The 21,472-nt window shown below is 58.9% G+C and carries 21 protein-coding genes and 2 tRNA genes; 14 read left to right on the top strand and 9 right to left on the bottom strand.

The window, feature by feature from the left end:
• Position 1 precedes the first annotated feature (1 nt).
• The 4 genes from HNQ65_RS15490 (at position 2) to HNQ65_RS15475 (ending at position 3,967) form a co-directional block, all read left to right on the top strand.
• Positions 2-1,189, top strand: a complete 1,188-nt coding sequence (locus tag HNQ65_RS15490) for a S1C family serine protease (RefSeq protein WP_184340489.1) — start codon at positions 2-4, stop codon at positions 1,187-1,189.
• A gap of 85 nt (positions 1,190-1,274) precedes the next feature.
• On the top strand, positions 1,275-2,156 hold the full coding sequence (locus tag HNQ65_RS15485) for a MotA/TolQ/ExbB proton channel family protein (protein ID WP_221306180.1): 882 nt from the start codon (positions 1,275-1,277) through the stop codon (positions 2,154-2,156).
• Between the two features lie 24 nt (positions 2,157-2,180).
• Positions 2,181-3,050 carry a hypothetical protein gene (locus HNQ65_RS15480; RefSeq protein WP_184340487.1) on the top strand — a complete coding sequence of 290 codons (870 nt, stop codon included), beginning with the start codon at positions 2,181-2,183 and terminating at the stop codon, positions 3,048-3,050.
• Complete coding sequence (locus HNQ65_RS15475; protein WP_184340485.1) at positions 3,047-3,967, top strand: hypothetical protein; 921 nt, start codon at positions 3,047-3,049, stop codon at positions 3,965-3,967. Before HNQ65_RS15480 ends, HNQ65_RS15475 begins: the two co-directional genes overlap by 4 nt.
• Before the next feature lie 105 nt (positions 3,968-4,072).
• On the opposite strand, the gene HNQ65_RS15470 is transcribed toward HNQ65_RS15475, so the two are convergent.
• The 6 genes from HNQ65_RS15470 to HNQ65_RS15445 form a co-directional block, all read right to left on the bottom strand.
• A tRNA-Arg gene (locus HNQ65_RS15470) sits at positions 4,073-4,149 on the bottom strand.
• A 104-nt stretch (positions 4,150-4,253) separates the two neighbouring features.
• A complete protein-coding gene (gene gatA, locus HNQ65_RS15465) occupies positions 4,254-5,681 on the bottom strand; it encodes an Asp-tRNA(Asn)/Glu-tRNA(Gln) amidotransferase subunit GatA (RefSeq protein WP_184340483.1) in 1,428 nt (475 codons plus the stop codon).
• A 75-nt stretch (positions 5,682-5,756) separates the two neighbouring features.
• A complete protein-coding gene (gatC, locus tag HNQ65_RS15460) occupies positions 5,757-6,047 on the bottom strand; it encodes an Asp-tRNA(Asn)/Glu-tRNA(Gln) amidotransferase subunit GatC (RefSeq protein WP_184340481.1) in 291 nt (96 codons plus the stop codon).
• 109 nt (positions 6,048-6,156) lie between these two features.
• Positions 6,157-6,576, bottom strand: coding sequence for an exosortase system-associated protein, TIGR04073 family (locus HNQ65_RS15455; protein WP_184340479.1), 420 nt, complete (start codon positions 6,574-6,576; stop codon positions 6,157-6,159).
• 71 nt (positions 6,577-6,647) lie between these two features.
• Positions 6,648-8,114 carry a sulfatase gene (locus HNQ65_RS15450; protein WP_184340477.1) on the bottom strand — a complete coding sequence of 489 codons (1,467 nt, stop codon included), beginning with the start codon at positions 8,112-8,114 and terminating at the stop codon, positions 6,648-6,650.
• Positions 8,115-8,178: 64 nt separating this feature from the next.
• Positions 8,179-8,388 carry a hypothetical protein gene (locus HNQ65_RS15445; protein ID WP_184340475.1) on the bottom strand — a complete coding sequence of 70 codons (210 nt, stop codon included), beginning with the start codon at positions 8,386-8,388 and terminating at the stop codon, positions 8,179-8,181.
• Between the two features lie 174 nt (positions 8,389-8,562).
• On the opposite strand from HNQ65_RS15445, the gene HNQ65_RS15440 reads away from it, so the two are divergent.
• From HNQ65_RS15440 to HNQ65_RS15400, 9 genes are all read left to right on the top strand, one after another.
• Positions 8,563-8,637, top strand: a tRNA-Thr gene (locus tag HNQ65_RS15440).
• A gap of 82 nt (positions 8,638-8,719) precedes the next feature.
• Entirely contained in the window at positions 8,720-9,646 is a 927-nt protein-coding gene (locus tag HNQ65_RS15435; protein ID WP_221306179.1) for a hypothetical protein, read from the top strand.
• A 3-nt stretch (positions 9,647-9,649) separates the two neighbouring features.
• Complete coding sequence (locus HNQ65_RS26995; RefSeq protein ID WP_343076564.1) at positions 9,650-11,110, top strand: histidinol-phosphatase; 1,461 nt, start codon at positions 9,650-9,652, stop codon at positions 11,108-11,110.
• A gap of 9 nt (positions 11,111-11,119) precedes the next feature.
• Positions 11,120-11,596 (top strand): 2-C-methyl-D-erythritol 2,4-cyclodiphosphate synthase, encoded by a 477-nt coding sequence (ispF, locus tag HNQ65_RS15425; protein ID WP_184340472.1) that lies wholly within the window; start codon positions 11,120-11,122, stop codon positions 11,594-11,596.
• A 161-nt stretch (positions 11,597-11,757) separates the two neighbouring features.
• Entirely contained in the window at positions 11,758-12,759 is a 1,002-nt protein-coding gene (locus tag HNQ65_RS15420) for an AAA family ATPase (protein WP_184340471.1), read from the top strand.
• A gap of 173 nt (positions 12,760-12,932) precedes the next feature.
• A complete protein-coding gene (locus tag HNQ65_RS15415; protein WP_184340470.1) occupies positions 12,933-13,826 on the top strand; it encodes a DUF58 domain-containing protein in 894 nt (297 codons plus the stop codon).
• A 110-nt stretch (positions 13,827-13,936) separates the two neighbouring features.
• A complete protein-coding gene (locus HNQ65_RS15410) occupies positions 13,937-16,093 on the top strand; it encodes a BatA domain-containing protein (protein WP_184340469.1) in 2,157 nt (718 codons plus the stop codon).
• Positions 16,094-16,106: 13 nt separating this feature from the next.
• Positions 16,107-18,401, top strand: coding sequence for a VWA domain-containing protein (locus HNQ65_RS15405; RefSeq protein ID WP_184340468.1), 2,295 nt, complete (start codon positions 16,107-16,109; stop codon positions 18,399-18,401).
• Positions 18,402-18,403: 2 nt separating this feature from the next.
• The gene (locus HNQ65_RS15400; protein WP_184340467.1) at positions 18,404-18,685 is read left to right on the top strand and encodes a DUF167 domain-containing protein; all 282 of its coding nucleotides are present in this window, start codon (positions 18,404-18,406) and stop codon (positions 18,683-18,685) included.
• On the opposite strand, the gene HNQ65_RS15395 is transcribed toward HNQ65_RS15400, so the two are convergent.
• Positions 18,663-19,013, bottom strand: coding sequence for a hypothetical protein (locus HNQ65_RS15395; protein WP_184340466.1), 351 nt, complete (start codon positions 19,011-19,013; stop codon positions 18,663-18,665). The genes HNQ65_RS15400 and HNQ65_RS15395 overlap by 23 nt on opposite strands.
• Positions 19,014-19,154: 141 nt before the next feature.
• Here HNQ65_RS15395 and HNQ65_RS15390 point away from each other — a divergent pair, with 141 nt between their 5' ends.
• Entirely contained in the window at positions 19,155-19,496 is a 342-nt protein-coding gene (locus HNQ65_RS15390) for a hypothetical protein (protein WP_184340465.1), read from the top strand.
• On the opposite strand, the gene HNQ65_RS15385 is transcribed toward HNQ65_RS15390, so the two are convergent.
• Both HNQ65_RS15385 and HNQ65_RS15380 read right to left on the bottom strand, forming a co-directional pair.
• Complete coding sequence (locus HNQ65_RS15385) at positions 19,497-20,090, bottom strand: LURP-one-related/scramblase family protein (protein ID WP_184340464.1); 594 nt, start codon at positions 20,088-20,090, stop codon at positions 19,497-19,499. It lies immediately after the preceding gene.
• Between the two features lie 62 nt (positions 20,091-20,152).
• Entirely contained in the window at positions 20,153-21,367 is a 1,215-nt protein-coding gene (locus HNQ65_RS15380) for a Tm-1-like ATP-binding domain-containing protein (protein ID WP_184340463.1), read from the bottom strand.
• Between the last annotated feature and the right edge of the window lie 105 nt (positions 21,368-21,472).

Here is a 21,472-nt window from a genome sequence, read left to right as displayed (position 1 = left end):
TATGGATGACTTGACTTACACTCTGGAATGGCGCGGAATCAGAAAGTCCGGCTACAGGTTTGAGGACATCGAGGCTGCGCTCGTCACTGGAGATCTGCACTCCATGTACAAGATCCATGCAAACGGACGGTGGCAGGTGCTCCGGGACTACCTGGAGCAGTACCGCGCCCAGTACGCTGCGGCAGCCCTTTCTGCCTTTGACTACCAGAACCAGTCGCCACCAGATCAGCCCAGCAGTCACGAGCCCCTGCCCAGCTATGACGAGGCCATGTCGGAGCCTGCGCAGCCGCAACGTCTGGCCAGACACAGGGAACGCAGCACCCAGCTAAAGCCCGCCTGGTTCTGGCCTGCGATCATACTCTCAGGCACAGCCTGTCTTATGCTGGCACTGGTCCTTGTCTATGTCCTGGCCAGCCAGCACTTCTCTCCTCAGCGCATTGACACCTCGTCTGAAAAAACAGCCATGCAGGAAGCGAGAAAGAATGAAAATCCAAACACCGATAACCAGCCGATCAAGGCAAGTGAGCCGGCACATAAAGAACAGATCCTATCCAACGAAGATGTCGCCACACTCAAATCTCCGCATGTCATCCGCATCAACGCTATCTGGAAAGAGCCCGATAGTAAAAAGGGCGGCTTGATTCAAGCGGGTTCCACTGGCAGCGCCGTACACATCAAGAATGAAGGTGGCTACGCCTATTTTGTAACCAACAAACACGTGGTTGTAATTCCAAAGGGGGCAAAGGATGTCCATTACTTTCTCGAATTCAACGGAGAGGAAATCCCATTCGAAGTCGTGAAAAAGGGCCGCTACGAATTGGATCTGGCCATGGTGCGCTGCAAAGACGGCAGCAATGCCAAGATGGAGCCGCTGAAATCGGCGCGCCTTGCAGAACTTAAGGCTGGTCAGGAATGCGTTGCCATAGGCAATGCTCTCGGTGAGGGCATCAGCGTAACCTCCGGAGTCATCTCAGCATTTGACGACTGGTCCGAAGGAAAATATGTCCGCACCTCCGCACCTATCAGCTCTGGTAACAGTGGTGGCGGGCTCTTTCGCACCAAGGATGGCGCCCTCATTGGCATCACAACCCTTGCTTCGGGACAGATGAAAAACGGCGTCGTTCAAAACATGAATCGTGCCATCCCAATGGATTATGTACTTTCGGATATATTCTGGGAGGATCTCTAGCAAGGCATGCGCGAAAGGAGCCACGTTTAAACATCCCTTTTTGTCAGACATGGAGAATCATTCACCAAGGCAGACTCACTCCGCCATGACCACCGGCACCCTCCCGAACGGAAATCCCTACGAGGCATCGCGCAAGGTGCTCGACTGGTCACGTTGCGATGTAGAGCGCAGGTTTGGCTTTCACGGCGGACGCTTCACCACACCAGGAAAGGTGCCATCTTTCATCCTGGCTCTGCTCCTTGCTGCTACCTTTTACACGACCATTATTCTTTTGCAGCAAAAGTGGCCCCATACGCGCTGGTTTGCCGCCATGTTTCTGGAGCGCGGGCCCTGCCCCTACCCCACCATGCTGCTCTTCTTCTGGGCGCTGACGCTGCTTTTCATCAAGTGGCGCAAGCTTCTCTTCCAGCAGCGCTCATTCGGCCTCTCGATCATACCGCAGGAACCCGAATTCGTCCTCACCTCCGCCACTGCACGCGAGGTGCGGGATCGCATGTGTCACCTGGTGGACAACCCCCACCACTTTGTGCTCTTTAACCGCATCGACCTCGCGCTGGCCAATTTGCATAATATCGGTCACACAGCCGATGTGGCAGCCATCCTCAAGGTACAATCGGAGAATGATGAAGCTCAGGTGGCGGCCAGTTATGGCATCATCCAAGGCTTCATGTGGGGAATCCCAGTCCTCGGATTTATAGGCACTGTGCAGGGCCTCAGCCAGGCGATTGGCGCCTTTACCGACACCCTCACAGCCGGTGGGGATCTCGTGGCCATCCGGGCCTCGCTCAAAACCGTCACCGGCGGCCTGGCCACCGCCTTTGAAACCACGCTTGTGGCTCTCGTCTGCGCCTTTGCACTTCAGCTTATTGTCAGCTTTCTACAGGCCATGGAGTCAGAGTTTCTCGACAATTGCAACGACATCTGCAGCCGCCAGGTGGCCGGTAGACTCCGGCTGCAGGAAGACTGACACACCTCAGCCCGCCGCCGCCGCATGAGAAGCCGATTCACCAAATCCCATGGCAGCACCGTCAGCTTCTTCGCTTTTCAGGACGTCATCACCGGCACCACCGGCTTTCTCATCATCATCACCATTTTCCTAGCGCTGAATCTCGATGAAGTCATCGGCAAGGCCAGCACCACGGCAGATCCCAACACAACGCTGGCGGCGACACTGAAAACGACGCTGGAACAGATCGCCAAACTCAAGGACAAAACCGCTGTTATTACACCCGCGCCCAGTGAGACAGAGGAAACAGTGCGAAGGATGATTGCCGAACTCAGGAACTCCATTGCCCGCCTCACTCCTACCGCCAGCACTCCGGTGATACCGGCAGAAGAACGCCCAGTGGATCGAGAGATTCGCATCGAAAAACAAAAGCTGCTCACCATCATCGAATCCCTCAAAAAACTCCTGCCAACCACAACCAAGGAGGCAACCGATGCTGAGTCCAAAGTCGCATCCATGGAAAGTGAGCGCAAAAAAGCCCAGAGTCAGTTCCAGGAAAGCTCCGATCAGCAGGACGTCATCTACCTTATTCCAGAAAAGAGCGCCACCAGCAAAAATCCCGTGCTTGTCACTGTCGCTAGTTCCGGATTCCGCATTCAAGCCTTTGATGACAGCGAAGCACGAAAGGCCGACTCCCTTGAAGGGCTCATGCAGACCCTCTTCTCTGCCTACCCTGCTAATGGGCATTACATCGTTTTCTACTTCAAACCCTCCGCCGTACTCCAGTTTAATGAGGTCACGCGCCGCACCCGCGGTGCTGGCTATGAGATCGGCTACGATCTTATCCCTGAGCACATCCAGCTCCAGCCCGCGAGAGAGCGCACCAAGCGGCAGCCAGCAACCACGCCACCATGAGAAAACTCCGCGCCAACAAGGATGAAAGCCTTGATCTCCTGCTGGACACTCTATGCAATGTCTTTGGCGGCATCATTCTCATCTCCTGTCTCCTTTCGCTTCTTACCCAGCACAACAGTCCCAAACCAGCGGCATCCTCAAGTCTGGCAGAGACGCAGAGCAAGCTTTCAGCTGAAAGACTTCTGGCGGCACAAAATGAACTAGCCGGCCTGCTGAAGCTCGATGCTCAAAACCTGGCCAAAGGCCAGAACCCTCTTCAGTCGCTCATCCAGGAGCGCAATGAATTGCAGGCAACCCTGGACCGCATTCGTACGCAGCAGCCCACAAACGCCAACTCAGACACCTCACAGCCAAAAGAACGTGCTGGAGATCTCACCGAACTGCGGGCTGAAGTTCGTGCCCTCGAACAAAAGATCGCCGATGCCAAGGCACGCAAACAGGCCGCCGAACAAAAGGGCCGTGACCTGGCCGGAGAGATTCTGAGCATTCGCAACAAAACCTCTGCCGAAGACGCGAAACGAGCGGAGCACGTGCGCTTTCCCAAAGAGCGCACAAGCAGCAAGTCGCCCTACAATGTAATCCTCAAATATGGAGCCCTCTACCCTCTCCAAGATGCCTCAGGACAGAATTTTTCAGGGCTCACGCGCGTGCCTAAAAAGGACGAGGAATTCGAGGCCATTCCCAAAAAGTCTGAAGGCATTCTTATCAACGACATCACCACCATCAGACGACTCCTGGCAAGCTACCAACACAGAGGTGGCTACGTCAGCCTCAGCATCTATCCCGACTCATTCGAGTCATTCCGAATCCTCAAAGCTCTCATTTTGGAAGCTCGCCTCGAATATGGCTTCGAAGTCTTTCCTGAGCATTTCATCATTACTTTCAGCCCTAAAGGCACATCACCCTCGCCTCTTTAAAAGCATCCTCTCAATGCGCATGCAGGGGCACACGAGACCGGGAAACAGACGTGCCTGTTGGAAGACATAATAGAGGAAAACAAAGAACCTGCTTTTAAAAGCAAGTGGCGCACCCGTCAGGATTCGAACCTGAAACCTTCTGATCCGTAGTCAGATGCTCTAATCCGTTGAGCTACGGGTGCGTTGGCCTTAGCCAGTTCCGCGTGGGATGAACCAGCGGGGCGATGAGAGTAGTGCAGGGCGTAGTTTTGTCAAACACTGCTCTGCATTTTATTCTATTTTTACCTCAAACAGCACGTGCCTGCTCATAAGCATGTGCCACGCGCAGCACCGTGGATTCGTCGAGCGCCTTGCCAACGATCTGCAGACCTACTGGCAGCGCCTTACCGTCTTCGTCCACTGTGCCGCAGGGCAAGCTGATGCCGGGCAATCCTGCGAGGTTCACAGGAATGGTGAAAACGTCCTCGAGATATGCCGCGAGTGGGTTGTCCTTAAGCTCTCCTAGTTTATGAGCGGGTGTCGGGCTCGTGGGGGAAAGGATGACATCCACCTGCTTGAATGCTTCGGTAAAGTCATTCCGGATCAGCGTGCGGGCCTTCTGAGCACGAATGTAGTAGGCGTCGTAGTAGCCGGAGCTGAGCATGTAGGTACCGAGCAGGATGCGGCGCTTCACTTCGGGGCCAAAGCCCTCGGCTCGGGAAAGCGTGTACTGGCTCAGCAAGTCAGTGGCGCTGCTGCTGCGATGACCATAGCGCACACCGTCAAAGCGGGCAAGATTGGCAGAGGCCTCCGCCGGAGCCAGCACGTAATAGGTGGCCACACCCAGCTCAGTATGCGGAAGGTTGATCTCCTTGATGATAGCCCCCAGGGACTCCAGCTGGCGGATGGCTGCCTGCACACTAGCGGAGACACCCGGGTGGATGCCGTCGATGTAATATTCCTTTGGCAGACCGATGCGCAGCCCCTTGATATCCTGCCCCAGTGTGGCGGTAAAGTCCGGAACATCCACGTTCAGAGAGGTCGAATCATGTGCGTCGTAGCCGCAAAGATGATTCAGCAGCAGGGCGGAATCCTGCACGGTCTTAGTCACCGGCCCGATTTGGTCCAGAGATGAAGCGAAGGCCACTAGTCCGAAGCGAGAAACGCGCCCATACGTAGGCTTGATGCCCACACATCCGCATAGAGCGGCTGGCTGACGAATAGATCCTCCAGTGTCAGAACCAAGCGCAGCGATAGCGATATTTCCAGCCACAGCCGAGGCGCTGCCGCCGCTTGAGCCCCCCGGCACGCGGGAGGTATCCTGCGGATTGCGTGTCACTCCCAAGGCAGAGTTTTCCGTGCTGGAGCCCATGGCAAACTCGTCCATGTTCAGCCTTCCAAACGGAATGGCACCACCGGCACGCAGACTGCGGATAGCACCAGCGTCGTAAGGAGATGTGTAGTTTTCCGCCAAAATACGGGACCCACACGTGCAGGGCTGGCCTGTGACATTAATGTTGTCCTTAATTGCAACGGGGATGCCTCCAAGAGGGCGGGAGATATCAGCAGAATCCGCCTCAGCCAGCGCTGCCTCCACGTCCCAAGAGAGATAGGCCCCAAGCTCCGAATTGCGGGCATCAATGGATTTGGCGACGTCCAGCACGATATCACGCGGGGTGATTTCACCCTTGGTGAGGCCCTGCCGCAGGGCGGCGATAGTGGAGGAGGCAAGCATATATAGAAGAAGGAGAGAGAAAAAAGAATGATGGAAAAACAGCCATGCCCTGATGGGCACCCAGCAAATCAGCCGCTACTCGATCACAGCCGGAATCTGAATCTGGTCGGCAGTGCGTTTGGGAGCGTTGGCAAGAGCCTGCTCTTGGGTGAAACCTGGGCGGGGCTCGTCTGAGCGCAGCACATCATAAACGGGAATCGCATGGGCAGTCGGCTCCACTCCGTCCAAATTGTAACGAGTGAGGGTATCGATGTAGCTCAGAATACCGTCGAGCTGTTCTGCATAGTGCTTGGCTTCTTCTTCAGTCAGCTTGAGACGGGCCAGTTTGGCCACATGATTGATGTCGATCTTATGGACTTCGGGCATGGGAGGAGGGCTACTTTCTTGCCAGCGGGCGGACTGCTTTGCAAACAAAAGGAAAAGGCACAGGCTGATTACAGCCTGTGCCTTTAAAGGCGGAAAATTTTAGCCGAAATTACCAGCTCTGGAAACTGGAATAGGGAATCTCAGAGCGGAAACCGATCTGCGGAGCGAACTCCGTGTAGCCCCACCAGCCTTCCACGTTTTCTTTGTGATGATACGGCGGACGGTAGGTCTTTTTCCAGCTAGGAACCATGAAGGTTGCGATCTCGTAGATTCCATAGCCAGCACGCACGAAGGTGCGCTTGGTGCCTTCAACGATCATGTCTGAAGTAGCAGCTACATTGCCTTCAGATTGATTGGTATGCCTCCAAACGGAAGGATACTCAAACCATCCGAAGAGGATATTGCCAACTCCACGGCTCAGCTTGCGGCTCCAAGTATAGTGGTGGCCGGGAGGAGACTGGATGTCACCATAGGCAATGCTAGAGACGGTGAAAAGGCTGAGTGCGATGAGTAGAAAACGATTTTTCATGTGACTTTCAGATGATTAACAAAAATCGGGTCTCTTTGGCAACCATTAAATGAGCTTTTTTGCCCCCTGGTCTACTGCGACGCGGGCGGAAACTGCCTATGCAGTAAATTCCGGGCGTGCTCCAAGGCTGCAGGGGCAGCCGGAGTTGCGATCGAATTATCCAGCTCAGCCTCCTGTCGGCTGTGGTCATAGAGCTCCGTGGCCGTCACCCTCCCAGAGTCATAGTCCCGCCACTCTGTGTAACGAAGAGAGTTAGTGCGCACGCTAAAGCCCATCACCTCCGGGCGTCCACGCTTGGTGCGGTCGGCATAGGCCGGGCGCGGATGCTGAGTGTAGGCAGCCTCTTTGAGCGTGCTGCCAGGATTGTCCAAAAGTGGCACCAGACTGATCCCATCCAGCCCTGGGGCCGGTGGTATATCACACAGAGCGGTGATGGTGGGAAAGAGATCCACCATCTCCACCAGAGCTAAAGTCTGCACCCCAGCATGCCGGGCCTTCGGCGGCACCAGGATCAGCGGCACACGGGCATCCAGCTCAAAGTTGGTGGTCTTGCCCCAGAGGCCATGCTCGCCGATGTGGTAACCATGATCCCCCCAAAAAACGATGAGGGTGGAATCCAATAAACCGTGTTTTGCCAGCGCGGCTGTCACCTTGCCCAGCTGGGCGTCCATGTAGCTGATGCCGGCATAGTAGCCGTGGCGCATCTCAGCCACCTGCTCCCGGGTAGGCACCGGTTGCTTTTCCGGCGGTCCCAGAACTTCCGTGCTCTGGTGGAAGGCGATTTCCGGTGCCGCCAAAGGTCGAGCCGGATTCAGAGCGGGCAGCCGGTCCCGCTGATAAAGATCCCAGTATTTCTTGGGAGCATTGAAAGGAGCATGCGGTTTCCAGAAGCCTACTGCTAGAAAAAAGGGCCTGTCTTTCACTTCTCCCAGGACCCGCACAGCCTCAGCTGCCACGCGACCGTCGTAGTAGGCTTCGTCAGGCACATCCCGGCATTCACAGATAGGCTCCTTGCCATAGAGGTGCATGGTGCCGGTGGTCGTGGCCAAATTGGGCGGCAAAGGGCCGCTCACCTGAGGGGTATCGTCTCCATGATTGGCATAGTGCAGAAATTCCGGGGCGCTCCAAGCGCGCGGGTCGCCATGTTCCTTGGTATGCCAGTTGTGGAAAATCTTGCCCACGCAGCGTGTGGTATAGCCGTGCGCCTTCATCCAGCCCGGCAGCGTCTCCACATCTGGCTTCAGTTCGCGGAAGTGTGTCCCGTTCACATAGAGCCCCAACGTGCCAGGGCGCAATCCGGTGAGCATGGAGGAGCGTGAGGGATTACACACCGCCTGCTGGCAGTAGGCACGCTGAAACAGCACCCCCCGACGCGCCAGCGCATCCAGATTCGGGGTGATGGCCGCAGCCCCGTAACAACCAAGTTCCGGACGCAGGTCATCAGCCATGATAAAAAGGACGTTTTTACATGCAGCAGCCGGTGCATTCAGGGTGGATAGAAGGAGCATTGCTCCGAGGGAGGCGATTCGGGACATCATGACTCGGCCATAACGCCGCCCAAGACTGCCAATTGTCAGCAGCCACACCAAAAAAACCTCCACCTCAGACCTGTGCCTGCTTCATCATCTGATTACGCATGTTACGCCACTTTGCACGGTGGTTCTGCGCCCAGTCATTTAGGGCAGATTCGAAGCCTATATCGTGTCCCTCACTTTCGCTGGCCAGCCACTTTAGGCGCTGAATCTCCTCCTGCTCGGCAAGAAACTCGCCATAGGGAGTACCGGGCTGTGCTGGCATGGTCGGATCGTTCATCAGAAAACCTATATTTGCTCCCTCAGCTTCACACACGCAAGTGTGTGCTGCCCCCGGTTCACACTCGAAAACAACAAAAAAGCACGATTTTTTCGTGCCCCTAAAGAAAGCAAATGACAAGGTCGAGCCACCCCTTATATAATCTTCGGCTTACAGTGAAAGTCACACGTTCACGCCGGAGTAGCTCAGTGGTAGAGCATCGCATTCGTAATGCGAGGGTCGCGGGTTCGAATCCCGCCTTCGGCTCCACCAACGCGTGTTTGCCATGACCCCTCCGAGCATTGTTGACAATGATCCGCCGCGCCGCAGCCGAGCACGGCGTAGAGAAGCCATGATCAATGCCGTAGCCACAGTTTTAGGCTGTTTGGCCCTTGTTGTCATGATTGCCACTGTTGTGCGCGTCGTCATGATCAAGCTCTGGGAATCCGCGCGGGTGAACCCTGAGTACGTACAGTCTGTCTACGAGAAGGATATGGAGCGCCGCTGGTCAGGAAAATCCAGGGAGCAGCCCGCTCTTCTAGGCAGCGAAACCCTGGCACCTCCAATGGCGTCCAGCCAGAAAAATGACAACAGTACGGCTGCGTCCGACTCTTCGATAGCTGATATAGAGAACAAGCGCCTGAAAATCGAGCAGACCATCCGCGGCTTTTTCGGTGCCTCCACCGCGGAACAACAGCTAGCCTACTGCCGAGACCCCCAAAGGGTCCGCCCGCTGATGCTGGACTACTACCGCAGTCATCCCCACACTCCCCTCGAATGGAAAGCCCTTGGCTGGCTGCTTCCAGTGGAGGAGCCCGGCTATCGTCTCGGCTATGCTCAGGCCATTTTTACCAATGCCGAGCCTGTTAGCCTCATCATCGAGGAGCAGTCAGACAACTCATTCAGAGTGGATTGGGAAAGTTCTGTCCGTTACAGTGAATTGGACTGGGAGGAATTCATCAAAACCCAGCCCACCTCACCAAAACTATTCAGAGTCATAGCTTCTAAACCCCAGACATCTCCCCCCGAGGCCTTGCCAACCGGCAGCGAGCTTCTGGAGATCAAGCATCCAGACGACAACAATGTCATCTACGCCTATTTTGACCGCAAAGACCCCAAGTTTCAGCCTCTTATTCAACAACTTCAGAGCGGAAACTGGAAAGACGTACCCTTGACCTTGCGGTTATGCTACCCGGGCCCCGTTGGCAGCGGCAAAAACGCTCGGATTGCAGATGTCGAGGGCAAGGGATGGCTGATACTGCACGGAACCAGGAGCTAGACTGTGAGCAAATCCAAACCAACCAAGAAAAAGGCGGCCCAAGGTAAGGCCAGGCCTGCTGCGCCCAAATCGAAAAAGGCTGTGGTCGCCCAAAAGAAGGCCAAGCCTGCTCCGGCTAAGAAAGTGGTGACCAAATCGAAGCCCGCCAAAAAGCCCGCTCCTGCCGCCAAAAAGCCGTTGAAAAAGCCGGTTCCAGCCAAGGCGTCAGTGAAAAAGCCTGCCGCCAAGCCTGCTCCAGCCAAGAAAACCAAACCGGCTCCGAAACCATCCAAAGCAGTCAAGGCTGCAGCCGCCAAAAAACCTGCTGCCAAACCTGCTCCGCCAGCCAAGAAGCCCGTCGTTCCTGCCAAGAAAGCAGCGCCCGCTCCAGTCAAGGCACCTCCTTCAGCACCCGTCAAGGCAGTTGCCCCCGTGAAAGCAGCGCCCGCGCCTGCAAAGGCAGCGCCTCCTCCAGCCGCTGTCAAAGCTCCAGCCCCCGCCAAAGTTGCTGCACCAGCCAAGCCTGCAGTTGCTCCAGTGGTATCTGCCGCACCAGCCCCTGTGGTCATGACCGCCCCTGCCCAAGCTGTGGAAGCACCAGCAAGGAAGGTGATCTCCCTGCCACTGCCACCTCCAGGTCCCACCAAGTCCGGCGCGCTGTTCTACGACTCCCACATGCACACCCCGCTGTGCAAGCATGCTTGGGGAGAGCCCGAAGAATACGCCGAACAGGCCCTCAAAGCTGGCCTCAAGGGCATCATCTTTACCTGCCACTGCCCCATGCCCAACGGCTTCTGGCCCACGGTGCGGATGTCAGAGAGCGAGTTTGACACCTACCTGGGTCTCGTTCAGCGCGCCGCAGACACCTTCAAAGGCAGGCTGGACGTCCGCCTCGGCATCGAGAGCGAATACTTCCCGGGCTACGAAGACTACATCTCCAAACTGCACCAGCGCGCCGACTTCCACTACGTGCTAGGCGCCGTGCACTGGCAGGCCAAGGAGTACCTCAATAAATTCGAGACCGGCACCATCGAAAACTTCCGCCGCATCTACTTCGACCACCTGGCCAAATCAGCAGAGACCGGTCTGTATGACTGCCTGGCCCACCCGGATCTGGTCAAAAACTACCATCCGGACTCCTGGTGCTTCGCCATCGTGAAAAACACCGTGGCCACCGCACTGGACCGCATCGCAGCCACCGGCGTGGCTATGGAACTCAACACCTCCGGCCTCAACAAGAGCTACTCGGAGATGAACCCCGGCGTCGAAATGCTACGCATGATCTCCGAGCGCGGCATCCCCGTGGTCCTCGGCTCCGACTCCCACCGCGCCAACCGTGTAGGCGAGCACTTTGTCACCGCCCTGAACAACCTCACCGAGGCAGGCTTTGAGAAGGTCAGCTACTTCCTCAACCGCCAGCGCATTGACCTCAAAATCTCCGACGTGCTTGCCAGCCTGAAGAAGGCTGCGGACCATAACGCCTAATCTCACCCCATGGTTCGCACAGGCATCGGATACGACGTACACCCTTTCGCTGAAGGCCGCCCGCTGGTGCTGGGAGGGGTCACCATCCCGCACACGCACGGTCTCAAAGGCCACTCAGACGCAGATGTGCTCTGCCACGCCATCGCAGACGCCGTGCTCGGCGCGCTCGGAGAGCCGGACATCGGCCACTGGTTCCCACCCAGCGATCCCAGCATCGAGGGTATCTGCAGCCTGCGGATTCTCGAAAAGTGCGCCCAGATCGCTGCCGAGAAAGGCATGCGCATCGAGAACATCGACGCCTCCCTCATCGCTGAAGCTCCCAGGGTCAAACCCCACGCTGCCGCCATGAAGCAGCACATCTCCGCCGCGCTCGGCATCCAGCCGGACCAGGTGGGCGTGAAGGCTACCACGAATGAGCGCCTTGGCTTTGTCGGCCGCGGGGAGGGCATCGCCGCCATGGCCGTGGCCTGCCTTAGCAAAATCTGATCCAGCCGCGCCCGGGCTTTTGCCTTTTTTGTCTTCTTGCCAGCATGTGCGCAAGAGTGGAAAGAACCTTCGCTCCGCTCTCGTGTTCAATGCGTCGCTGTGGGCTCCCCCTCACGCCTTCGTCACTCTTTCTTCTGATTCCGTTATTTCCCCCGCCGCTCATGTCAGACTCCGCCGCTGCTGCCGCCCTCGTCTCTGGTTACAATAAACTCAAAGCTGCTCTTGGTAAACGTATCGTCGGACAGGAGGCCGTCATCGAGCAGGTCTTCATCGCCATCGCAGCAGGCGGCCACAGCCTGCTGGAAGGTGTGCCCGGCCTGGCTAAGACCCTGCTCGTCAAATCGCTCGCAGATGCCATGCACCTGAGCTTCCGGCGCATCCAGTTCACCCCGGATCTCATGCCTGCGGACATCACCGGCACCGAGATCATCCAGGAGGATGCCGAGACCGGACGCCGCAAGCTCGTCTTCCAGCAGGGCCCCATCTTTTCCCAGATCATCCTCGCGGACGAAATCAACCGTACCCCGCCCAAGACTCAGGCCGCTCTGCTTGAGGCCATGCAGGAAAAGCACGTCACGGTCGGCCAGGTCACGCATGAGCTTCCCAAGCCCTTCTTTGTGCTCGCCACCATGAACCCCATCGAGCAGGAGGGCACCTATCCGCTTCCAGAGGCGCAGAAGGACCGCTTCCTCTTCCTGATCAAGGTGGATTACCCCACCCGCGATGACGAGCGCGAGATCATCGCACGCACAACCGGAGGCGCCACGCAGGAAATCGAAGCCGTCATCACCGCCGAGGAACTGCAGGCTGCCCAGCAGCTCGCACGCAAAGTGCCTGTGCCAGACCACGTCATCGACTTTGTGCTCGACCTTGTCCGCGCCACCCGTCCCACCGAGCCGGATGCCTCCGAATATGTGAAAAGCATGCTCAGCTGGGGTGCAGGTCCGCGCGCGAGCCAGATGCTCGTCATGGCAGGCAAAGTCCGCGCCCTGCTTCAAGGCCGCACCCATGTGACCACTGACGACATCGAGGCCCTCGCCGCCCCTGCCCTGCGCCATCGTCTTGTCGCCACCTTCCACGCCGAAGCCGAAGGCATCACGGTGGACCAGATCATCGCCGAACTGGTGAAGCGGACGAAGAAGAGCGAAGCACGGGTACTCTAAGGCCAAAACAATGACGAATGAGTAAACCCGAATGACTAAATAAATCCGAAGTCCGAATCATGCTCCTCATGCTCGATCTTCGTCATTCGCGTTTCGTCATTCATTCGTCATTCGGATTTCTTCATTCGTCATTTTCCTCCTTCCCTGCCGCCGTTCTCTAATTCCTCCCCGAAGTGGCTTCCCTGTCCGACATCCTCCACGCCGAAGACATCACGAGCCTGCAGTCCCTGCAGCTCTTTGCGCGCACGGTCGTGGAGGGCTTCACCACCGGGCAGCATGCCTCGCCGCACAAGGGCTTCAGCGTGGAGTTCCGCCAGCACCGCCCCTATGTGCAGGGAGATGAGATCCGCCGCCTCGACTGGAAGATCTTTGGCCGCACGGACCGCTTTTACATCCGTGAGTTTGATGAGGAGACAAACCTCCGCGCCACCATCGTTCTCGATGCCAGCGGCAGCATGGGCTACCGCGGGCAGAAGGGCGTGCTGAAGTTTGACTACGCACGCAAGCTCGCCGCCTCCCTGGCCTACCTGCTCATGAGCCAGCAGGATGCCGTGGGCCTCATCACCTTTGACACCAAGGTGCGCAACATCATCCCCTGCCGCACCAAGATCACCCACCTGCACCTGCTGCTGGAGACCATGGTGAAAACCGAGCCCGGCAGCGACACCAGCCTCGCGCCCGTAATCGAGTCGCTGGCCCAGCGCCTCAAACGCCGCGGCCTCGTCATTCTCATCAGCGACTTCTTTGATGATCCCACCGCTCTGCTGCAGTCCATCGGCATCCTGCGCAAAAAAGGGCACGAAGTCATCGCCATGCAGCTCTGGGACCGCGACGAGATCGACTTCCCTTTCGGCAACTGGGCCCGTTTTGAAAACCTGGAGAACAACGACGACTTCCTCCTGCTCGACCCCGCCACCATCCGCCAGCGCTACATTGAGGCGCAGCAAAGCTTCGCCGCCCAGCTCAAAGACGGCTTCCGCAGGCACCAGGTGGATTACCTGAGCCTTCCCACGGATGAATCCCACTCCGCCGCCCTCCGCAGCTATCTGGCCCTGCGCATGCGCTGAACCATGACGAAGCCAACTCCATTGCCAAATAACGAAGACGCAGCATCCCGGATGCCTGCTCTTCGTCATTCGAGCTTCGTCATTCGTTATACCATCTCCCTGCCCCCACGATGAGCTTTCTCAACATCGCACTTCTGGCGGGCGCCCTGGCCTTTCTTGTCCCGCTGCTGATCCATCTGCTGAACAAGCGGAAGGTCGTCACCGTTCGCTGGGGTGCCATGCACCTGCTGCACGAGGTGATCCGCCAGCGGAAGCGCAAGATGAAGATCGAGCAGCTCCTGCTCCTCATCGTGCGTGTGGCCATCCCTATCGTGCTGGCGCTCTGCCTGGCTCGCCCGGTGCTCACGGCTTTGCGCTCGCTCGGAATGGGCAGCTCCTCGCTCATCGTATTGCTGGACGACTCCCTCTCCATGCGTGCTCCCGCCGCGCAGACCTCGCTGCCCGGCGGCACCGTCACGGAGCAGGCACGGCAGGACATCCAGGCCATTCTGGCAGATCTGCCCAAAGGCTCCAGCGCACAAGTGCTGCTCTCCGGCGGCACTCCACGCAAGCTGCTCGACCAAGCCACCACCGATCTCGACCTCGTACCCAAACAACTCGGAGATGTGCCCTCCATGTCAGGCCCGCTGGCTGCCAATGACGCCTTCCAGGCCGCAGGCGCAGCTCTCAAAGACTCGCCCAATGCCGCACGCGAAGTCGTCATCGTTTCCGATTTCCAGGCTGCCGACTGGAAGGCCGTGGCCGAGGGCGCTGCACTGCCAGCACTGGAGAGCCTCTCCAAACAGGAGCCCAAGCCGCAGATCACCTTTTACCGTGTGGGCAGCGATCTGGCGGAAAACCTCAGCATCGCCAGCGCGGACATTTCCGCCCTCGTGGCAGCCGAGTCCCAGCCCATCGGCCTGCGGGTGCGCATCAAGAACCATGGCCGCCGAGCCTGGCAGGACGTAGCTGTGCATCTGGAGGCAGATGGCACACGCCTGCGCACAGCGCGCGTCTCCTTGGCCCCGGAAGGCGAGGCCGTGCTCTCCTTCACGCATGCGTTTGATAAAGTGGGCGACCACTCGCTCTCCGTCCGCCTCGAAGGAGACACCTTTGCTGATGACAACGCCTTCCACTCCATCGTGCAGGTGCGCAATCAACTCAATGTCCTGCTCATGGATGGCAGCCCTGGCCGGGAACCGCTCACCGGCTCGGCAGATTTCCTCGAGATCGCACTCACGCCGCACACGGCGGCAGCCGCTTCGCTCAAGGACCTCATCCGCACGAAAAAAATCGACCTGCGCAAGATCCGCAACGAAGACCTGCGCCAGCAGGAGGTCATCATCATGGCCGACGTGCAGCGCCTGCCGGGGCACATCCAGAACGAGCTCGACAAGTTCGTCAAAGATGGCGGCGGCCTCCTCGTCTTTGCCGGACCAGAATGCGATCTCGACTGGTACAACCGCGAATTTTACCGCAAGGGCGAAGGCCTCTACCCTGCCGCCATCAAAGGCCAGGCCAGAGTGGATGCCGACTCCCCGCCTGCGCATATCCTCATGCAGCGCTTCACACACCCGTCCGTGCTGTATTTCAATGACACCCGCTCAGGCCGCCTTCAGGAAGCCGAATTTCGTCACTGGTTTGACTTTGCCACGCTCGATGACCGAACCCAGCGCATCCTGAACCTGGACCGCAATGTGCCTCTGATGGTCGAGAAAAAGCACGGCCGCGGTCGTGTCGTGGCCGTGGCTAGCACAGCGAATGCTGAGTGGACCAATCTGCCCCTGCAGCCTTTCTTTGTGCCGCTGATGCAGCGCCTCACCACCTATCTGGCCACCGAGGGCACTGCCCCAGCCTGGCAGCTCGTGGGCAGTTCCATCCGCCTGCCGCTGGAAAAGGCTGAGCAGGGCGCGGAGTTCATCCTGCGGGGCCCCACCGGCCAGACGCAAACGCTGAAAGCCGCCAAGGAGGCAGACTCCGTCTTCCTGCAAAGCCCCGTGATCACCCAGCCTGGCATCTTCCAGCTGCAAAAGGAAGGCACAGAGAAAACCGTGCTGCTGGCCTTCAATGTGGATGGTGCGGAGTCCGATCTCAAAGCCCTGCCTGCCACGGACATTCAGAAAATCGCCGAGCGGCACGAGGCCGCCTACGCCGGCACCCTGCCTGCCTACCAGTCCCTGGATCGCAGCCGTCGCCACGGTACCGAGCTCTGGCAGCCGCTGCTCATCACCCTGCTCCTTCTCCTCTTCGCCGAAGTCCTCCTGCAGCAGCACATCGCCCGGGGCTGAGCCTTTTTAAAACATGACACCCCTGACAGAAACCACCCTGCGCTTTACTGGCGGCTATGCACCGCTGCCGGTGATCCTGCTCGCGTTTGGTCTGGCCGGACTCATGTGGTTTCTCTACCGCCGGGAGCTGAAGTATGTGGGCAGTCGTGCTGCACAGGTTCCTGCCGTGCTGCGCTCGGTCGCGGTGTTCATTCTCGTGCTCGCACTGGCGGGTCCGATGCTGCGCAGCGTCACCACCCTGCGTCAGCTGGGACACGTCGTCATCGCGGTGGACAGCTCCGCCAGCATGCAGCTCACCGATGAGGCCCCCGGTGCTCCTGCTGGCAGCAGCAAACCACGGTTTCAGCGCGCGGAAGACCTTCTGCTCAAAGGCACCACCCCGCTGCTGAAAAAGCTGGCCGAGACTCAGGATGTGGAACTCGTGGCCCTGCGTGGCATGAACACCCAGCGCCTCTGGTGGTACCGTCAGGCAGGCAAGGACACCTCCGGAGACATGCCCTCCACCTTTGAGCTGCCAGCCACCGCACCTATCACCAATCTCGATCAGGCACTACGCGCAGCCCTTGGCCCTGCATCGGCAGGTACGGCGCTCGTCGTTTTGACAGACGGTCAGCACAACTCCGCAGGCTCTCCCGAGGAATTCAGCAGCACGCTCAAAACCAGCGGCACACCGGTCTTCACCATCGGCTTTGGCACTGAGGTGCCGCCCGCAGATCTCTCGCTGCTCGCCGTGAATGCGCCCGAGTCGGTCTTTTCCAAGGAGAACTTCCAGGGCCATCTGACCGTGAATGACAGCATGCCTGCCGGAGTGCCAGCCAGCGTGCGCATCGAGAGCCAGGGCAAGGTGTTGTGGAAAAAGGAGTTCACCACCTCCGGCAAGGGTGAGAAGGGCTTTGATTTCATCTTTCCCGTGGCCGAGCTGCCTCCTCCCGCACCGGGCCAGCGGGACAAAACGCTGCGCAGCGTGAACATCCAGGTGGCCGCCAGCGGCGACCGTGCCGCACTGGAAAAGACCCGCTCCAACAACGCCCGCGAGCTCTCCATCCACCTCCTGGAAAAGAAGCGCAAGGCCCTCATCATCGACGGCCGCCCGCGCTGGGAGTTCCGCTACATTCACAACCATTTCGACCGCGACGAACGCTGGCAGACCACGCTCATCTTTGACGACATGAGCGACAACGCCGCCGCTGGCAACCTGCAGAAAAACTTCCCCAAAACCAAGGATGACCTCCTCAGTTATGACCTCGTGATTCTCGGAGATGTCTCGCTGGGCCGCTTCAAGCCCGAGCAACTGGAGTGGCTGGTGGAGTTCGTCGAAAAACGTGGAGGTGGCCTGATCATGATCGACGGCCAGCGCGGCAAGCTGCACGAATGGGCCAGCGGAAAAACCGCCCCACTTGTCCCCGTGCGCTTTGGTGCGGCCGCCAAAAAGCAGACCCCCGCCAGCATCGAGCTCACCGCCGATGGGCAGCGCTTTGACGCCCTGCGTCTGAGCGACAGCCCCAGCGCCAACGCCACGCTCTGGCCCACGCTCAGCAAGGTCAACTGGCACTCCAATGTGGAGCCACTGCCCGCCGCCATCACGCTGGCCAAGGCACAGCAGCCTGCCATCGTTTTCCGTCAAGTGGGCGCGGGCGCGGTGCTCTATCTCGGTACAGATGAGCTCTGGCGCTGGCGTTTCCAGGTGGCTGATCTTTATCACCAGCGTCTCTGGATGCAGCTCGGCGCATGGATCGCCGCGCCGCCTTTCCAGATCGACCAGAAGAAGCTCTCCGTGGGCACAGACCGCCTGCGTTATTCCCCAGGCGAGACCTCAGAAATCCGCGTGCGTGTGCGCAATGATAAGGGCGAGACGCTCACCAATGCCCAGCCCCGCGCCTACCTGCTGCACGACGGCGAGGAGGTGGCCACTCTTCAGCTGGAGGCAGATCCCACCCACGTGGGCATCTACCGCGCCGTCACTCCACCGCTCCGCGCAGGCACCTATGAGATATCCGTGGCGGAAAGCCCCAGCGCACCACGCAGCGAGGCACGCCTCTCCCTCCATGTCTCTGATGCAGGCAACCCCGAATGGGCTACCCTGACCATGAACCGCCCCCTGCTGGAAACCATGGCCACCAACAGCGGCGGCCGCTTCCTGCGCGAAGAACAGGCCGCCACCGACCTCCCCGGCCTGCTGCAGACGATCGACCGCAAGCAGACCATCACCAAGGAGACCAACCTCTGGAGCAGCTGGTGGTGGTTTGGCGCAGCCATTCTCCTGCTCACCGCCGAGTGGCTCATGCGCAAACGCCTCAAACTCGTCTGATCATGGCTGCCTCCAATGACCGCGCCCCACTGGCCGTACGTGTAACGCCAAACGCGAAAAAGTCTGCCTTTGCCGGATGGACCGCCGATGAAAAAGGCCGCCCGGTGCTGCTCGTGAAACTGGCCGCCCCACCTGTGGATGGAAAGGCAAACACCGAACTCATCAGCTTCCTGGCAGATGAACTCGACTGCCCCAAAGGTCAGATCACTCTCCTGCGCGGCACCTCCAGCAGGCAGAAGACTGTGGAGCTGCCTGCGGCTTTCATGGATCGGCTGCCGAAGTAGCCTTGTGGCTGCGCATCGACGGCACGCCTATTGCCGCCGTTTTTGGCAATAGCTTTTTCATGACCGGAAGGCTCACCAGAAAGAGCCCGCCAGTGCACACAGTCATGATGATCCTGGCCTCCCACGAAAACTTGATCAAGCAAACGACAAACAGACAAAACAGAGGCAGCACCAAACCATAGAGCAGTCCTGAGGAGAGCGGCAGTGCTCCCAACACATGAAGCCCAAGGACAATAGGGGCCAGCACCATGGCGGGTATCACCACGACTGAGGCGAGAATGAGAACCTTATCCCTGCTTTTCGCGCGGAGTGTGTCCTGGGAGTTCATGGCAGCAGTGATGATGCTACGTGGTTTGTCAGATGATGAGAAGCTTTTTCATCCGGCGGCTCTGAGCGCGAACCGCACTTTTTGCAGCACTTGCCGGGTTAAGACTGGCTCCTTGAGAAAAAGCTGCCAAGCATGTCATGCATGACGGAAATCAGAACGTACGACGGCAGTTTTAGCTTCAAAATGCTCGCCCGCGAAAAGGCGGACCACCTGGATGAACTCTTTGCAGAGAATGACCTCGAGGTGGATCTGGCCCTGCAATCCCTGGATTTCTCCTGGATGGGCCAGGAGCGCAATCAGGCCATCCTGAAGGTCTTCAGGGAAGTGGCCAGAACGCTGGTGGACGCCGAAGGCGAGCTGCGCTGTGAGATCGATGACGACCAGGAAGATCCGCATTTCGAATTCTTCACCATCAAGCAGGGCCAGCTCCTCCTCCAGCGCGGCACCTTGGTGCGCGAGGGGGAAAGAATCCCGCAGATCTGATCATCCCCGATTCTTTTCCAGCAGATTCATCATCAGAAAGGACAGCAGCAGCGCCAGCTGCTCGCCCTCATTGGCCGGGCCTTCCTGCGTGAGCGCAAAGCGCCCCTCTAAAAGCGCGGGCTTCTTGGTCAGCTTGAGAACGGGCGGCCCGCCCTCGCCTCGCGTGGCGATGTAGCTTGGGTGCAGCATGTAGCCGGTGAACATCCCGAGAATGGGAATCTCTCCCACCAGGCCATCGAGCAGCTTCACAAAGGGATTCGACTCTTGAATCACGAACGTGGGAGTCTCTGCTCCAGGCGCATAGACATCATAGTGCGCACGCCACAGCGACCTCATTCCCTGCCTGCCCACGGCGCCGAGTTCCCGGCCATCCGGAGCCCTGAAAGTGTAGCGCGCCGACCAGTCGATGACGCGGTCTGCCTCGATCGTGGCCAGCAGCGTCCTCTCCGAGTCATCGGCGTACACATCCACCTTTTCTCGCAGCCGGAAAAACTGCTGCCTCACATGGCAGATCGTGCCGCCGTAAGCATCCGTGACGTCGATCTCCGGCGTGAACGTCATGAGCTTGAAGCGGAAGTTAAGCGGGTAGTACATTAGGCCGCCAAGGTGGACGTCCCCAAGACGGAGGCAATGATAGAACAGCCGCAGATTTGCAATCAGCTCGCCGCTTGCGGCATGCTGCTCAGCAGAGCCCCCGCACAGGCCTCGGCAAACTCCGGTGCGTTGATCTCGCAGTCCAGTGCCACGAGCGGGATGCCGGGCCGCAGGTTGTGGCGAATGGCGTCGAACAAGGCTGCGTCCGCCTCGGCATCATGGAAAGGCTTCCCATCTGCGCTGATGATGCTGATCGCCTTCAGCGGCAGCAACACAGTCACGGGCCCGTTGTAGGCATTCGCTTTCCCCGCCAAAATGCGGCCCAGTTCGGCGCATTCAGCCGCATTGGTGCGCATCAGCGTGACCTGCGGGTTGTGAATGTAGAAGGTGCGGCCCTCAAACTTCGCGGGCACGCTGGCGCGCTCGCCGAAGTTCACCATATCCAGACAGCCTGGCGTGATGATGGTGGGGATGCCGGCCTTTGCAGCGGCATCCAGACGAGTCGGCCCGGCACCGAGAATGCCCCCCACCAGTTCATCAGCCCACTCAGTGGTAGTGATGTCCAGCACTCCGGCAAACATGCCGCTCTCAATGAGCGATTCCATGATCTTGCCCCCCGTGCCGGTGGCATGGAAGACGAGCACTTCATAGCCCGCGTCTTCGAGAATCTGCTTGGCCTTGTTCACGCACTCGGTCGTGTTGCCAAACATCGAGGCCGCGATCAGAGGCTTATCCTCACCTGCTGGCACGGCGGTTTCCACCATGCCGCAGATGGCCCCGGCAGCGCGCGCCAGCAGCACGCGGGAGATGCGGTTGATGCCACTGACATCCACGATGCTGGGAAACATCACAATGTCCTTGGTTCCAACATACGGAGCCACATTGCCTGCCGCCAGGGTGGAGACCATCACCTTCGGAAAGCCCACCGGCAGCGCCCGCATGGCCGCTGTGCCGATGGCTGTGCCGCCGCCGCCGCCCAGAGAGATGACGCCCTGCACCTTGCCGCTCACCACCAGCGCCGACAAAAACGCCGCCGCCGCCCCCGCCATGGCGGTAACGGCCTCCCCGCGGTCCTTGCGCTCCATGATTCCCGCCAGATCCACGCCACCCGCCGCCGCCACCTGCTCCCGCGTCACATCCGGCCGCACCTGCGGTGCGTCCCCGCTGCCTGTGTCGATCAGCAGTGTCTGATGCCCGCGTGCGCGGATGATCTCCGCCACATAGGCGTGTTCATGACCTTTGGTGTCGAGGGTGCCGAGGACTGCAATGGTTGCCATAAGGGAAGGATAAAAGCGGTGCGCGAAAGAACAGCAACCATTTCACACCTCCTCCTATCCGGGCTGCACCGAGCATTTTCCCCCGCCTCCGGCATTGAACCCGGC

The sequence above is a fragment of the Prosthecobacter vanneervenii genome (genome assembly GCF_014203095.1).
Taxonomy (GTDB): domain Bacteria; phylum Verrucomicrobiota; class Verrucomicrobiia; order Verrucomicrobiales; family Verrucomicrobiaceae; genus Prosthecobacter; species Prosthecobacter vanneervenii.
Note: the sequence above shows the minus strand (reverse complement) of the source record. Positions and strands in the feature narration are given on the sequence as shown.

Excerpts from the sequence above, each read along its gene's own strand:
- HNQ65_RS15490 (WP_184340489.1), top strand. The coding sequence starts at position 2 with ATGGATGACTTGACTTACACTCTGGAATGGCGCGGAATCAGAAAGTCC.
- HNQ65_RS15485 (WP_221306180.1), top strand. The coding sequence starts at position 1,275 with ATGACCACCGGCACCCTCCCGAACGGAAATCCCTACGAGGCATCGCGC.
- HNQ65_RS15480 (WP_184340487.1), top strand. The coding sequence starts at position 2,181 with ATGAGAAGCCGATTCACCAAATCCCATGGCAGCACCGTCAGCTTCTTC.
- HNQ65_RS15475 (WP_184340485.1), top strand. The coding sequence starts at position 3,047 with ATGAGAAAACTCCGCGCCAACAAGGATGAAAGCCTTGATCTCCTGCTG.
- gatA (WP_184340483.1), bottom strand. The coding sequence starts at position 5,681 with ATGCTTGCCTCCTCCACTATCGCCGCCCTGCGGCAGGGCCTCACCAAG.
- gatC (WP_184340481.1), bottom strand. The coding sequence starts at position 6,047 with ATGCCCGAAGTCCATAAGATCGACATCAATCATGTGGCCAAACTGGCC.
- HNQ65_RS15455 (WP_184340479.1), bottom strand. The coding sequence starts at position 6,576 with ATGAAAAATCGTTTTCTACTCATCGCACTCAGCCTTTTCACCGTCTCT.
- HNQ65_RS15450 (WP_184340477.1), bottom strand. The coding sequence starts at position 8,114 with ATGATGTCCCGAATCGCCTCCCTCGGAGCAATGCTCCTTCTATCCACC.
- HNQ65_RS15445 (WP_184340475.1), bottom strand. The coding sequence starts at position 8,388 with ATGAACGATCCGACCATGCCAGCACAGCCCGGTACTCCCTATGGCGAG.
- HNQ65_RS15435 (WP_221306179.1), top strand. The coding sequence starts at position 8,720 with ATGATCAATGCCGTAGCCACAGTTTTAGGCTGTTTGGCCCTTGTTGTC.
- ispF (WP_184340472.1), top strand. The coding sequence starts at position 11,120 with ATGGTTCGCACAGGCATCGGATACGACGTACACCCTTTCGCTGAAGGC.
- HNQ65_RS15420 (WP_184340471.1), top strand. The coding sequence starts at position 11,758 with ATGTCAGACTCCGCCGCTGCTGCCGCCCTCGTCTCTGGTTACAATAAA.
- HNQ65_RS15410 (WP_184340469.1), top strand. The coding sequence starts at position 13,937 with ATGAGCTTTCTCAACATCGCACTTCTGGCGGGCGCCCTGGCCTTTCTT.
- HNQ65_RS15405 (WP_184340468.1), top strand. The coding sequence starts at position 16,107 with ATGACACCCCTGACAGAAACCACCCTGCGCTTTACTGGCGGCTATGCA.
- HNQ65_RS15400 (WP_184340467.1), top strand. The coding sequence starts at position 18,404 with ATGGCTGCCTCCAATGACCGCGCCCCACTGGCCGTACGTGTAACGCCA.
- HNQ65_RS15395 (WP_184340466.1), bottom strand. The coding sequence starts at position 19,013 with ATGAACTCCCAGGACACACTCCGCGCGAAAAGCAGGGATAAGGTTCTC.
- HNQ65_RS15390 (WP_184340465.1), top strand. The coding sequence starts at position 19,155 with ATGACGGAAATCAGAACGTACGACGGCAGTTTTAGCTTCAAAATGCTC.
- HNQ65_RS15385 (WP_184340464.1), bottom strand. The coding sequence starts at position 20,090 with ATGTACTACCCGCTTAACTTCCGCTTCAAGCTCATGACGTTCACGCCG.
- HNQ65_RS15380 (WP_184340463.1), bottom strand. The coding sequence starts at position 21,367 with ATGGCAACCATTGCAGTCCTCGGCACCCTCGACACCAAAGGTCATGAA.